Annotated in this window: 13 protein-coding genes; 2 read left to right on the top strand and 11 right to left on the bottom strand. The window is 64.1% G+C overall.

Features of this window, described 5'->3' with window-relative positions; translation table 11 throughout:
- From AXF13_RS14260 to AXF13_RS14245, 4 genes are all read right to left on the bottom strand, one after another.
- Nucleotides 1-669 (bottom strand): YiiX family permuted papain-like enzyme, encoded by a 669-nt coding sequence (locus AXF13_RS14260; protein WP_062254248.1) that lies wholly within the window; start codon nucleotides 667-669, stop codon nucleotides 1-3.
- 19 nt (nucleotides 670-688) lie between these two features.
- On the bottom strand, nucleotides 689-1,384 hold the full coding sequence (locus AXF13_RS14255; RefSeq protein WP_008682724.1) for an LrgB family protein: 696 nt from the start codon (nucleotides 1,382-1,384) through the stop codon (nucleotides 689-691).
- Nucleotides 1,372-1,755: a CidA/LrgA family protein gene (locus tag AXF13_RS14250; protein ID WP_062254246.1), complete on the bottom strand. Its 384-nt coding sequence runs from the start codon at nucleotides 1,753-1,755 to the stop codon at nucleotides 1,372-1,374. The genes AXF13_RS14255 and AXF13_RS14250 overlap by 13 nt, the downstream gene beginning before the upstream one ends.
- A 418-nt stretch (nucleotides 1,756-2,173) precedes the next feature.
- Complete coding sequence (locus tag AXF13_RS14245) at nucleotides 2,174-3,196, bottom strand: SDR family oxidoreductase (protein WP_062254244.1); 1,023 nt, start codon at nucleotides 3,194-3,196, stop codon at nucleotides 2,174-2,176.
- A gap of 250 nt (nucleotides 3,197-3,446) precedes the next feature.
- On the opposite strand from AXF13_RS14245, the gene AXF13_RS14240 reads away from it, so the two are divergent.
- Together AXF13_RS14240 and AXF13_RS14235 are read left to right on the top strand one after the other, a co-directional pair.
- Complete coding sequence (locus AXF13_RS14240; RefSeq protein WP_062254242.1) at nucleotides 3,447-4,583, top strand: glycosyltransferase family 4 protein; 1,137 nt, start codon at nucleotides 3,447-3,449, stop codon at nucleotides 4,581-4,583.
- Between the two features lie 10 nt (nucleotides 4,584-4,593).
- On the top strand, nucleotides 4,594-5,943 hold the full coding sequence (locus tag AXF13_RS14235; RefSeq protein ID WP_062254240.1) for a sugar transferase: 1,350 nt from the start codon (nucleotides 4,594-4,596) through the stop codon (nucleotides 5,941-5,943).
- Nucleotides 5,944-5,952: 9 nt separating this feature from the next.
- Here AXF13_RS14235 and AXF13_RS14230 read toward each other — a convergent pair whose 3' ends face one another.
- From AXF13_RS14230 to rnfG, 7 genes are all read right to left on the bottom strand, one after another.
- Entirely contained in the window at nucleotides 5,953-6,894 is a 942-nt protein-coding gene (locus AXF13_RS14230) for a glycosyltransferase family 2 protein (protein ID WP_062254238.1), read from the bottom strand.
- Between the two features lie 52 nt (nucleotides 6,895-6,946).
- The gene (locus AXF13_RS14225) at nucleotides 6,947-7,933 is read right to left on the bottom strand and encodes a glycosyltransferase family 10 domain-containing protein (RefSeq protein WP_062254236.1); all 987 of its coding nucleotides are present in this window, start codon (nucleotides 7,931-7,933) and stop codon (nucleotides 6,947-6,949) included.
- A gap of 203 nt (nucleotides 7,934-8,136) precedes the next feature.
- Entirely contained in the window at nucleotides 8,137-9,192 is a 1,056-nt protein-coding gene (locus AXF13_RS14220; RefSeq protein WP_062254234.1) for an FAD:protein FMN transferase, read from the bottom strand.
- A gap of 12 nt (nucleotides 9,193-9,204) precedes the next feature.
- Nucleotides 9,205-10,113: an RnfABCDGE type electron transport complex subunit B gene (gene rnfB, locus AXF13_RS14215; RefSeq protein ID WP_062254232.1), complete on the bottom strand. Its 909-nt coding sequence runs from the start codon at nucleotides 10,111-10,113 to the stop codon at nucleotides 9,205-9,207.
- Nucleotides 10,114-10,487: 374 nt separating this feature from the next.
- Nucleotides 10,488-11,063: an electron transport complex protein RnfA gene (locus AXF13_RS14210; protein WP_008682742.1), complete on the bottom strand. Its 576-nt coding sequence runs from the start codon at nucleotides 11,061-11,063 to the stop codon at nucleotides 10,488-10,490.
- 53 nt (nucleotides 11,064-11,116) lie between these two features.
- On the bottom strand, nucleotides 11,117-11,791 hold the full coding sequence (gene rsxE / locus AXF13_RS14205; protein ID WP_008682744.1) for an electron transport complex subunit RsxE: 675 nt from the start codon (nucleotides 11,789-11,791) through the stop codon (nucleotides 11,117-11,119).
- A 37-nt stretch (nucleotides 11,792-11,828) separates the two neighbouring features.
- Nucleotides 11,829-12,404: an RnfABCDGE type electron transport complex subunit G gene (gene rnfG / locus AXF13_RS14200; RefSeq protein WP_062254230.1), complete on the bottom strand. Its 576-nt coding sequence runs from the start codon at nucleotides 12,402-12,404 to the stop codon at nucleotides 11,829-11,831.
- Nucleotides 12,405-12,406: the final 2 nt, after the last annotated feature.

Here is a 12,406-nt window from a genome sequence, read left to right as displayed (position 1 = left end):
CTATTCCTCCCGCACTATGCGCAGCAGGGGGCTGTCATACAGGGCCGCTGGCGTGACCACGGGCTCGTCCGGCGGCGGCATGTTTTTCCCGTAGCGGCGGGCGGCCTCTCCGGCCAAGGAGGGCCGCGCCGGATTAAAATCTCTGAAATGCTGCGGTTTGCAAAGGGTGATGCCCGCGCCGCGACGATAGAGTTTCCAGACCAGTTCCGAGCAGTATAGTTTCGCGTCGGACCAGCGAAACTGCCGGTCATAAGCCCGGCCCAGCATGCCCAGGCCAAGACGCCGCATGCGCTCCAACACGTCGGGCGTGAGCGCGGCGTCCGCATTCTTGAGGCGTTTAAGCACATAATGCCCGCCCGCGCCGCGCGCCGTCCAGGCCGCCAGGGGCGTAAGCTTCACCGGCTGCACCGCCTCCAGCACCAGCCAGCGCCCCTTGTGGCGCATCACAAGGCCGCAGTGGGTATACGGCGAACGGGTCAGCAGGCGGATGAGCGCGCTCTGGGACGAGGTGGAGGCGTGAAAAATGATGTCCCCCTCCCGGACCTCCGGCGCGATCGCGGCGGCAACGGGCCGCCGGTCCGGCATCGCCGCGAGCAGCACTGCCAGAAGCAGTCCGGTGAGAAAGAAAAGAAAGAAACGCGGCCGCGATATTTTTTCTTCACGAAGCATGGAGGAATGTGTTCCGGGTTCAGGCGGCGACGCGCAGCAGCCAGACCACCGGCGGCGCGAAGGCGGCGGTGAGGATGCCCGCCAGAATCATGGCCAGACCGGCCATGGCGCCCGCCTCCTCGCCTTCCTGCAGGGCCGCCGCCGTTCCCTGGGCGTGGGAGATTGTGCCCAGGGTCAGCCCACGGGCAAAGGGGGAGTTGACGCGCACAAGGTTCAGGGTCCAGACGCCCAGCAGCGAGCCCAGAGTGCCGGTAGCCACCACAAAGGCGGCGGCCAGGGAAGGAATCCCGTCGTAGATTTTGGCGACCTCCACGGCAAAGGGAATGGAAACCCCTTTGGAGAGGATGGACATGACCACTTCACGCGGCAGGCCGCCGCTCTGGGCGATGAGCCCGGCGGAAAACATGGCGACAAAAGCCCCGGCGCTCACGCTGACAATGATGGCCACGGCATGGCGCAGCAGCAACTTCCTGTAGCGGTACAACGGCAGGGCAAGGCTGACCGTGGCGGCCCCGATGAGCGCGGTCATGATCTTCCTGGCCGGTTCATAAGCCGCGTAGGGCACATCGAGAAGCAGCAGCGCGCTGATCACAACGGCGGCGCTGAGCCCCACCACATTGATCAGCGGATGCTTGTAACGCAGGTACAGACGGCGCACGACCGCATAGACAAAGACCGTGCCCGCCACGCAGAGCAGGGTCGTCACTGACCACATGACTCCGCTCCTTTCTCAGGGCGGCGGCGCAGGGCCCCGGCCAGCCAGCCCACCACGAGCAGGGGCAGGGCCGTGCTGATCACAATGGCCGCCAGCAGAACCCAGCCGTAATCGTAAAAGACGCCGCCCCAGTTCATGAGCCCCACCGCGATGGGGACAAAAAAGAACACCAGGTGCTTGAGCAGAAAATTGGCGGCCTCGCTGATGTGGCTTTCCTTGACCACGCCCGTGCAGAGCAGAAGGAAAAGCACGATGATGCCCAGCACATTGCCGGGGATAGGCAGGTCGCACGTCCGCGCCAGCCAGTCCGCCGCCCAGGCGAAAGCAGCCAGGATGCCCATTTGCCAGAGCAGGGTCAGAGTCTGCCGCATGCCAACCTTCTTTATCTTCCTTCCGGCCGGAGCTGACGGGCGCGCCTGAACGCGGGACGAAACAGCGTTGTGCCGCGCGTCAGCCGTCGCCGCAGCCCTGATTGCCCGAGCCGGGCACGGCAAAGCCGTGCGCCTTAGAGCAGATTAACTTTGAAATTTTACAAATTTCAAAGTTGACATTCTGGCGAAAACCACGTTTTTCGCCAGAATCCACGCCGCTTCGCGGCGTGCCGCACCGTGTGCGTCGTCAGAGCAATTTCAAAAGTGAAATTGCTCTGACTGTGGCTGCAACGCAACATACAGGCAAGAACAGCACGACCGGGAATCAGGACAACGCCGCCGCGACCGACGGGAACAATGAGAGTTTGAGGAAAGGGGCCCTGTTTGAAATTATATGCGATTTCAAACAAAGTCCGCCCTACAGGTTGGCCGCGTACCAGTCCCCGGCCAGGCGCAGGCCCTCGCGCACGTCGTAGCGCGGCTCATAGCCCAGCAGCTTTTCGGCCCGGCTGATGTCCGCCAGCGAATGGCGCACGTCGCCCGCGCGGAAATCGCGGTGCACGGCTTCAGCCGTGGCGGCGGCGGGCAGATGCCGGGCCACTTCCTCCCGGATCAGCAGAAACAGTTCGTTCAGTGTCGTGCGCTGGCCGAAGGCCACATTGTAAATCTTGTCGCGGGCTTCCGCGCGGGCGCGGCTCGCCAGCAGATTGGCCTGCACCACATTGTCGATGTAGCAGAAGTCGCGGCTGGTTTCGCCGTCGCCGTTGATGTACACGGTTTCGCCCTTGATCAGGCTGGCGAACCACTGCGGAATTACCGCCGCATACGCGCCGTAGGGGTCCTGACGCTGGCCGAAGACGTTGAAATAGCGCAGGCCGATGCTGGTGAAACCGTAGCAGCGGGCAAAGACATCGGCATACAGCTCGTCCACATACTTGGTCACGGCGTAGGGCGAGAGCGGACGGCCGATCTTGTCTTCCACTTTGGGCAGCTCCGGCGAATCGCCGTAGGTGGAGGAAGACGCGGCGTAGACGAAACTTTCCACCTTGGCGTCGCGCGCGGCCACCAGCATGTTCAGAAAGCCGTCGATATTGCAGCTGTTGGAGAGCAGGGGATCGTCGATGGAACGCGGCACCGAACCCAGGGCGGCCTCGTGCAGCACGTGCCGCGCTCCCTCGCAGGCCTTGCGGCAGGTATCCAGGTCGCGGATGTCGCCTTCAATGAAGGTAAAACGCTTCCAGGCCTCCGGCCCCACCAGGTCGCGGACCATATCCAGGTTTTTCTGATAGCCGGTGAGAAAGTTGTCCAGTCCCACCACGGTCTGGCCCATTTTCAAAAGATGCTCCAGCAGATTGGAGCCGATGAAACCCGCCACGCCGGTCACCAGCCAACGGGAGGGGGCGGCGGTCATTGTTTCGCACAAGGCGGCATACGCGCTCATGGTTGCGTCCTGTTTTATTGTTTCCTGAGGGTTGATTATAACGGCGCCCCGCGCCTCCGGACCCGCGCCGGTCGGCCTCGGCGGGCCGCTCTCCTTGTACTCCGCGCGGCGCGGCCTGTAAAGACGCGGGCGGCCCCGCACGCTCCACCCTCTTTTCAGGGCCGGGCACAGGTGCTATAGGCAAGACCATACCGGGGCCGCCCCGGTACGGCGGCCCCGCGCCGCCGCGACGGAAGGGAGAAAAACTGGCATGAAAATCATTGTCCTGGGCAACCAGGCCAGGGCTTTGTCCAATTTCTGGAGCGTGTTGATCCGCCAAATGCGTCAGGGCGGGCATGAGGCGCTCTGCTGCGTGCCGCCCGGCGACCCGGAGGCCGACGCGGCGCTGGAAACCCTGGGCGCGCGCGTACTCCACTACGAGCTGGACCGCAAAGGCCTCAATCCCCTGCATGACGCGCGCTCTTTCGCCCGACTCAGGCGAATATTCGATGCGGAGAAGCCGGACCTGCTCTTCGCCTCAACCATCAAACCGGTCATCTACGGCGGCCTGGCCGCGCGCCGCGCGCGCGTGCCGCACGTCTACGCCACCATCACCGGTCTGGGCTACGCCTTTGAGGCCGACAGCCTGTTCAAGAAATGCGTCAACCGTCTGAGCGTCTTTCTTTACCGGCAGGCGCTCAAAAACGCGGAAGGCGTCTTTTTTCAGAATCAGGACGATATCCGCATCTTCCGCGAGTCGGGCATTCTGGGTCCCGGCGCGCGCGTGCTCACGGCGCGCGGCACGGGCGTGGACATCCGGCGTTTCGCGCAGGCTCCCCTGCCCCCGCTGCCGCCTGACGGACCGGTCATCTTTCTGCTGGTGGGTCGTTTGCTGGAAGCAAAGGGCCTGCCGGAATACGCCGCAGCGGCGCGTCTGCTCAGGGCCCGCTACCCCGAAGCCCGCTTTCAGCTGTTGGGCCCGCCGGAGCAGGGCCTGGGCAGCGTCAGCCTTGACCAGGTCAGAACCTGGGAGCGCGAGAACGGCATCGAATATCTGGGCGAAACCAGGGACGTGCGCCCCTATCTGGCCGCGGCCCACGTGCTGGTGCTGCCCTCCTGGCGGGAAGGCACGCCCACGTCCATCATGGAAGGCATGAGCATGGGCCGCGCCGCTGTGGTCACGGATGTGCCCGGCTGCCGGGAAGTGGTGCGCGACGGCGTCAACGGACGCATGACGCCCGTGCGCGATCCCGAGGCCCTGGCCGGGGCCATGGAAAGTTTTATCCTCGCGCCGGGGACTATCGCGCGCATGGGCGAGGCCGGGCGCGAGCTGGCCGTCAGGGAATTCGACGCCGAAAAAGTGGCGGCCCGCATTCTGCGGGACATGCATGTGCCCGCCGGGGCATAAAGGAAGGGCAATGATCAGTACGTACCGCATGGCGCTCCTGCAGGTTCTGGACATCTTCTGCCTGCTGCTGGCGCTGACCATCACCGGCGTGACCACCATCGCGCCGGATCTGAGCGTGTTTCACGACTACACCGGCGCTTCGCTGTTCACGGTCTTTTTTTACATGCTCTTTTTCTACATTCTGGACGCCTACAGCGTGGGGCGGGAAGATTTCAGGGAAACCTCGGGCCGGGTGCTGGTGGCCTGCGTGCTGGGCATCATCTCCTCGGCCACGGCGTCCTATTCCTTTGACCACTGGCGTTTCGACCGCGAAACCCTGCTGATGCTCTTTACCCTGTCCCTGGCCTTCAGCCTGGGCTGGCGCTGGCTTTACTACCGCAATGCGGACAAGCTGACCCACCCCCTGCGCATCCTGCTGGTGGGCGTGGACCGCGCGGGCAAGGTGCGCCAGCTGCTGGCCGAAGGCCTGCCCCAGGCGACCATCATCGGTTATGTGGGCGAACGGGATCAGGGCCCGGACGCGGGCCCCTGCCTGGGGCCGCCCTTCAAGGCCCTGGACGTGGCCAGGGAAAAGCGGGCCACCATGATCCTGCTGCTGCCCGACGCGCCCATTGACGACGACATCGCCCACGATCTGCTGGAAGCCAAGCTGCGCGGCAGCATGGTGGTGGACATCCGCACTTTTTACGAGCACGTGGTGCAGCGCCTGCCCCTTTCGCAGATCAACGACGAATGGCTGCTGCAGACCGAGGGCTTTTCCCTGAACACGCGCGGCTCGCTGCGGCGGCTGAAACGGGCTCTGGACGTGCTGATCTCGCTGGTGCTGCTGATTCCGGCCACGCCCGTCATGCTGCTCACGGCCCTGATCGTGCGCCTGGAATCGCCGGGCCCGGTGATCTACCGCCAGGACCGCGTGGGCCTGTACGAAAAGGAATTCACGGTCTACAAATTCCGCTCCATGCGCGCGGACGCGGAAAAAAACGGCGCGGTCTGGGCCAGCGCCCACGACAACCGGGTGACCCGCTTCGGCAAGTTCATCCGCAAGGTGCGCATCGACGAGCTGCCCCAGATCTGGAACATCCTCAAGGGCGACATGAGCTTCATCGGCCCCCGGCCCGAGCGCATGGCCTTCGTCAAACAGCTCAAGAAGGACATTCCCTACTACAGCCTGCGCCATACGGTGAAGCCGGGCCTGACGGGCTGGGCCCAGGTCTGCTATCCCTACGGCGCGTCCGAGGAGGACGCCCGCCGCAAGCTGGAATACGATCTCTACTACATCAAGAATATGTCCATTCTGCTGGACATCCACATTATCTTCAAAACCATCGGCGTGGTGCTCTTTCCCAAGGGGGCGCGCTAGGAGCTGTCTCTAATCTTTTGTCAGCCCGGCGATATCCAGGCTGCGGAAAAAAGCGGCCGCATCCTCCCTGTCCGGAGCCAGGGAAAGGATTTTCGCCGCGAAAAAAAGAATGTAACGCCGCATGGCCGGGTCATCCCCAAAGGAGGCGGCCCAGGCGCGCCAGAGCTTGTCCAGCCAGGCCAGCAGCGGGCGCGCGCCCGCGCGGGCGCAATGCGTTTTAAGCGGGGCGTAGACCAGGCCCGCGTGCAGGGCGGCCTCAGCGACGTCGGCCTCCAGGCCCAGATGGGGAAAGACGTGCCCCAGCAGAGCCCGCACATGCCAGCGCGGTACAAAGGGGCGGCGCACATAGCGGTAGTGCAGCAGCACTTCCGGCAGATTGGCGGCGCGCTGACCCGCGCCCAGCAGCAGATCGCCCCAGAAGGCGAAATCCTCGGCGCGGTCCAGGGCCGGATCATAGCGCAGACCGTGGGCGCGCGGCGCATCCAGGCGCAGCAGACTGCACCCGTTGACCACGGACGTGCCGAAAACCGTGGCCGCGCGGATATCCTCCGACGTCCGGGGAAAACGCTCCAAGGCCGTGGACTGGTGAAAGTATTGCAGCCAGCCGCCGCAGACGGCCACATCCGAATGGCTTTCCAGAAAGGCCAGTTGCTTTTCCAGACGCCGGGGCACGGCAATGTCGTCGGCGTCCATCCAGGCCAGATATACGCCGCGCGCGTTGTCCAGGGCCACATTGCGCGCAGCTGCCCGGCCCCGGTTGGTTCCCAGGCGAATCAGACGGATGCGCGCGTCCGCGCGGTCCGCAACGCGTTGCGCGGTCTCATCCGTGGAACCGTCGTCCACCACCAGCAGCTCGAAATCCCGGCAGGTCTGGCCCAGAATGGAATCCAGCGCTTCCCCGATATACGGGGCGGCGTTGTGGGCGGGCATGGCGACAGTGATCAGCGGCACGCTGCAATTCTCCCAGAAATAGTGTCAGAGACGTTCAGGCTGAGGCAAGGCTTCAAGCCCGGGCCCGGCCGTACAAGGCGGCAACAGCCTGCCGGTCCGTGCCGTACAGGTTTTCGGGCCTCATGGGCATGGGCAGACGTTGGATGCCGGGCGGCGCATTGCGGATCAGCGCGGCCGTCCTGGCAAAGACATTGGTGCCTTGCAGGCACCAAGCTCGGCAGCAGGCAAGGGCCTCCCGCCGCTCTTCCCAAAGCGGGCGCCCCAGGCATTGCGCAATGCGGGCCAGATTGCCTTCCTCGTCGTCCGGGTCAAGCGCCACAAAACCGTCCGGCAGGCCGCAGGCCGCCGCCAGATTGGGAGCGCCCAGATAAAGGGGCAGCGCCCAGCCGATCCAGGCGTCCGCCAGCTTTTCCGTCCAAAAATTGTCGATGTAGTTGTTTTCCAGCACCAGATGGTACGCATACGGGGCAATGGCCTCGGCCTTGTCGGACACGGGACGGAAACCCCGCCCAAAGACATCCAGATCGTCCCCCAGGATATCTTTCAGGCGCCGGACGAAACGGATGCGCCGCCGTTGCGCTTCCGTGGCCGTTTTGGTGGAGCAAATGACCGAACATTTTTTGGGCTTGGGCGGCATGGGCAGATTTTGGATGTCGTCGAGGCGGCGCAAGGCCGGAGATACGGGCGCGCCGTGGCCCGTGGCAACCCCGTAGTGCCAGTTCAGGCAGGGATTTTCCAAAAGAAGGGCACGGGGCTCCACGCCCCGGAAGGCATAGGGGGAAATGACCGTGCCGAACTGGCCCAGGTAGGAACGCGGATAACGCTTGATTTCCGGCGGCTCGGTGACGAAGAGCACACGCCGTTCGCGCGGAACGCGGGTCGCCGCGCCCGCGGGCGGCTCGTCAAAGACCACCAGCCAGGGAGCACAGCCGTCCTTGTCCTCCAGGACAAAGCGTACGTCCCCCATGCGGCCCGATCCGTCTTCCGTCTGGCGCAGCCAGGGCCAGGCCGCGTGCACGGTGCAGAAAAAGCAGTCCATCACCCGCCTTTCTTACACTCGGAAGGACAGGTCGGGCAAGCGCCCCGCAGCGCGGCCTAGGGCCTGTTGACACTATAGAATTTTTGTTCGCCCGCAAGGAAGATAAGCCTGTTTTGAGGGAGTGTACTCTTTTGGTACTCGACCGAAAAAGCAGGTGAAATCTGACGTAGCGAGCGGGCAAAAAGGCATAGTGTCAACAGGCCCTAGACCGGCCGCCCCTGCCAGCGACCGGATACCCGCGCCAGCCCGTCCCGGCGCAACAGGCAGCAGGCGCAGCCGGGCAGGGCGTCGGCCAGGGCCAGAGCTTCGCGCGGCGGCATGACCGACAGGGCCGTGGCCAGGGCATCGGCCATGAGCCCCTCGGGCGCGGTCACGGTCACGCTGGCCAGGGCCGGGCTTTGGCCGGTGGCCGGACTGACCAGATGGCTGTGGCTTTGCGCGGCGTCGTAAAAAACCTCATAGCCGCCGGACGTGGCAATGGCCCCGCCCGCGGGCAGTTCCACCACCTGGGGATACTTGCCCCGCTTTTGCGGGTCTTCCACGGCCACGCGCCAAGGCGCGTCCGGAGCTTTGCGGCCGCGCGCCACCATGTCGCCGCCGGCATTGACCAAGTGATCCGGGCAACCGGCGGCCGCGAGTTCACGCGACATGGCCTCGGCAATATGGCCCTTGGCAATGCCGTCCAGGGTCAGACCCATGCCGGAACGCATAAAGCGCAAAGCCTTGCCGCTCGCTTCCAGATGTTCCGCGCCCACCAGTTCCAGGGTTTCGCGCAACTCGCCTTCGGCCAGGCGCAGGCTGCCTGTGGGATTGCGGTGGGCGTCCAACAGGCGCAACAAAGGCAGTACGGTCACGTCAAAGGCGCCGCCCGTCAGGCGGCCCACGCGCATGGCGCGTTGCAACAGCGCGTTCAGCTCCGGCGGCGTGTCGGATAACGCGCCGTCGGCATTGAGCGCGCCCACCGGCGACGAGGCGTCAAAACGGGTGAATACGTCCGCCATGCGGCGGCCCAGGGCAAACGCGCGCGCCATGCCTTCTTCGGCCCGGCCCGGCTCGACCTGGGCCACGCTGATGCTGACCATGGTGCCCATGAACAGGCTGGTCTGCTGCAGCGGCTCCGCAGGCGCGCCGCCCGGCAACAGTCCACCGGCCCTGGCGGCCAGCGGCAGCAAGGCGGGCGTCAGGGTGGCGGCGGTGAGAGCCCCGCCGCTCAGCAGCGCGGCCCGCAGAAAATGACGGCGACTGTAAATGGACGGCATGCTGCCTCCCTCTCAGGCTTGGGGTTGGGGCCGGGATTGCTCCGAAGCGGCGGCCTCGGGCGCGGGCGGCGTTGCCGCCTTGTCGTCCGCGTCCGCAACGGCGCGGGGCACAAGGGGATTCCGGGTGGAACGCAGAATATGGCGCGGGCAGGTGCCCACGCAGGCCTCTTCGCAGATGGGGCCGTAAGAAAGACAGAGAAGATGGTCAATGACAATGCGGTTGTCTTCCAGGCGCACGGCCTTGGCCGGACAGGTCTTGATACACTTGCCGCACTTGATGCAGCCCACGTCGCAGACATCCATGACCGCGCGCAGCTTGTCCCTGGTGTTGCAGTAGACCGCCACGCGTCCCCGCTGGGGCGTCAGTTCCAGAATGCCGCGCGGGCAGGCGGCCACGCACACGCCGCAGCCCGTGCACTTGCTCCGGTCCACGCGTACCAGGCCGTCACGCACTTCCATGGCACCGAAGGGGCAGACCTGCACGCAGTCGCCGAATCCCAGGCAGGAATAGACGCAGACATCCGTGCCCCCGCGCATCAGAGCCGCGGCGGCGCAGGAAGGCATGCCCTGATACTGGTAGCGCGGAGCCACCTTGCCTGCCAGCTTGTCGCAACGCCGCAAGGCATACAGGGGCTCGGCCTCGGCCACGGTCTTGCCCGTGAGTTCGCCCACGGCGATGCTGGTGGCCGCGCCGCCGGCGCAGCATTTGTTCGCCGGCACCGAAGGATCATTGACCACCGCCGTGGCATAACCCTCACAACCCGCAAAGCCGCAACCGCCGCAATTGGCACCGGGCAGGGCCTCCACCACGGCCTCCACTCTGGGATCCTCTTTGACGTAAAAGACACGCGAAGCCACGGCCAGGATGATCGAGGCCGCGAGTCCCAGGGCGAACAGGGTCATAATGGATACAAAGACCATAACGGCAACCTCGGCTAACGTAACAACAACGCAAATAACTTCTAGAGCATTTAACACTTGAAATGCTCTTCTACTCGCATTCCGTGGCAAGGATTTGCAGACAAATCCTTGCAGGCCGGTTGACGCATTTCATGCGCCGACTCTCTAACTATCAGATAAGCCTTTTCTTTCTACCTGCAACGCTCTCTATGGACGCGCCGTCACGTTCGTTCGTCGGCAAGGAAAACAAGCGGCCCGGAGCTCTGGAGAAGAGGCGGATTTTGTTTCCCGGCAAGGAAGGCAAGCGTTGTGCGACGGGAGTGTATCAAAACATACATGACCGGCGCGCGACGCGACGCCTGACGCCGCCCGGGGGGGGCAAAAGACGCCTCTTCTCAATGGCCCATACCCTTGAAGCCCATGAACGCCAGCGACATCAGCCCGGCCATGACCAGGGCGATGGGCGTTCCGGCCATGGCTTTGGGCAGACGGCAGGTGTCCAGCCGCTCACGAATACCGGCCATGAGCAGCAGGGCCAGCGTAAAGCCCACACTGTAGGCAGCGCCCCAGATCACGGATTCCAACAGGCCGAAACCTTCGCGCTGCACCAGGATGGCCACGCCCATAACCGCGCAGTTGGTGGTGATCAGCGGCAGAAAAATGCCCAGGGCCGCGTAGAGCGGCGGCACGGCTTTTTTCAGGAACATTTCCACGAACTGCACCAGGGCGGCGATGACCACAATGAACACAATGGTCTGCAAGTAGCCGAGGTCATAGGGGTCCAGCACATAGCGCTGCATGAGCCAGGTGCAGAACGTGGACACGATGATGACGAAAATCACGGCCCCGCCCATGCCCAGAGCCACGCTCTTTTCCTTGGAGCAGCCCAGATAGGGACAGTTGCCCAGATACTGCGCCAACACGATGTTGTTGACGAAGATGGCGGAAATAAAGATCGCAAAAATTTCCATGCGCCGCTCCTTTCAAAAATCCGCGATGCTCCGGCAGACGGCCTGAGGCGGCCCTAGCCTTCGCGAGCCGCCATATTGCAGGCCTGGCAGGCGCCGCAGCCTTCAGTCAGGGGCCGGGGCTCACGGCCCTTGCGCCGGGCCTGCCAGAAGTTGATCAGATTCATTCCGGCCAGGATCAGCCCCAGGCAAATGAACGCGCCCGGCGCCTTGACCATGATCCGGAAAGGTTCAAAGCCGTCCCACATGATGGCATGGCCGAACCATGTGCCGTTGCCCCAAATTTCCCGCAACGACCCCAGAAATGTCAGGGAAAGCGTGAAGCCCAGGCCCATGCCCAGACCGTCGGCCACAGAGGCGGCCACGCCGTTTTTGGCGGCAAAGGCTTCAGCCCTGCCCAGAATGATGCAGTTGACCACGATAAGGGGCACGAAGATGCCCAGGCGCTGGTAGAGCGGATAGGCATAGGCCTGCATGAGCAGTTCCACGGCCACCACCAGCGAGGCCGCGATGACGATGAAGCAGGCGATGCGCACCTTCTTGGGAATGATGCTGCGCACCATGGAAATCAACATATTGGAGAGCACCAGCACGAAAATAACCGCCAGGCCCATGCCCAGACCGTTGTCCGCCGAATTGGTCACGGCCAGGGTGGGACAGAGCCCCAGCACCAGGCGGAAAGGCGGCAACTCTTTCCAGAGCCCCTTGGTGAATTCCTGCATGACGGTCATGGCTGCCTCCTTGCGGCAAAATCGGCGCGATGCGCTTCTATTTGGACCAGACTTTGAGAATTTCCGGTTTAAGCCGGCTGTAGACCTGGACCGCCTTGTTCACGGCCGTTACCACGCCGCCGGAGGAAATGGTGGCCCCGGACACTCCATCAATGGAACCCCCCTGGGAGGCGAGCGCCACAGGGGTGCGCGCCCCGGCGAACTGTCCGGAAAAAGCCTGTTCCGTCACCCGCATGCCCAGACCCGGCGTTTCCTTGAGCGTGGTGATGCCGATGCCCGCCAGGGTGTCGCTGGCCACATTAAAGCCCACCATGACGCCGATCTCGCCGCCGTAGCCCTTGCCCTGCTCTTCCAGGGCCACGCCCACCAGCTTGCCGTCGCGCAGGGCCGGGAACACCGTGATCGAGCCGTGGTCCAGCGGGAATTTGCGGCGGTCCGCAATGGGTGAATTCTGGGTGTGGGTGAAAACCCGCGCCAGAGCCGGGCCCTGCACGTAGGTCAGCACCTGTTCCTCAATGCGCGGAGCCGTGACCATCTTGAGATAGGACAGCGCAAAGCCCGACAGCCCGCACAGCACCGAAAGCACCACCACCATTCGCAACATGCCGATCATGA

The organism is Desulfovibrio fairfieldensis (genome assembly GCF_001553605.1).
Lineage (GTDB): Bacteria > Desulfobacterota > Desulfovibrionia > Desulfovibrionales > Desulfovibrionaceae > Desulfovibrio > Desulfovibrio fairfieldensis.
Note: the sequence above shows the minus strand (reverse complement) of the source record. Positions and strands in the feature narration are given on the sequence as shown.

Excerpts from the sequence above, each read along its gene's own strand:
- AXF13_RS14220 (WP_062254234.1), bottom strand. The coding sequence starts at position 9,192 with ATGCCGTCCATTTACAGTCGCCGTCATTTTCTGCGGGCCGCGCTGCTG.
- rsxE (WP_008682744.1), bottom strand. The coding sequence starts at position 11,791 with ATGACCGTCATGCAGGAATTCACCAAGGGGCTCTGGAAAGAGTTGCCG.
- AXF13_RS14235 (WP_062254240.1), top strand. The coding sequence starts at position 4,594 with ATGATCAGTACGTACCGCATGGCGCTCCTGCAGGTTCTGGACATCTTC.
- AXF13_RS14240 (WP_062254242.1), top strand. The coding sequence starts at position 3,447 with ATGAAAATCATTGTCCTGGGCAACCAGGCCAGGGCTTTGTCCAATTTC.
- AXF13_RS14225 (WP_062254236.1), bottom strand. The coding sequence starts at position 7,933 with ATGGACTGCTTTTTCTGCACCGTGCACGCGGCCTGGCCCTGGCTGCGC.
- AXF13_RS14245 (WP_062254244.1), bottom strand. The coding sequence starts at position 3,196 with ATGAGCGCGTATGCCGCCTTGTGCGAAACAATGACCGCCGCCCCCTCC.
- AXF13_RS14210 (WP_008682742.1), bottom strand. The coding sequence starts at position 11,063 with ATGGAAATTTTTGCGATCTTTATTTCCGCCATCTTCGTCAACAACATC.
- AXF13_RS14260 (WP_062254248.1), bottom strand. The coding sequence starts at position 669 with ATGCTTCGTGAAGAAAAAATATCGCGGCCGCGTTTCTTTCTTTTCTTT.
- AXF13_RS14250 (WP_062254246.1), bottom strand. The coding sequence starts at position 1,755 with ATGCGGCAGACTCTGACCCTGCTCTGGCAAATGGGCATCCTGGCTGCT.
- AXF13_RS14255 (WP_008682724.1), bottom strand. The coding sequence starts at position 1,384 with ATGTGGTCAGTGACGACCCTGCTCTGCGTGGCGGGCACGGTCTTTGTC.
- rnfB (WP_062254232.1), bottom strand. The coding sequence starts at position 10,113 with ATGGTCTTTGTATCCATTATGACCCTGTTCGCCCTGGGACTCGCGGCC.
- rnfG (WP_062254230.1), bottom strand. The coding sequence starts at position 12,404 with ATGATCGGCATGTTGCGAATGGTGGTGGTGCTTTCGGTGCTGTGCGGG.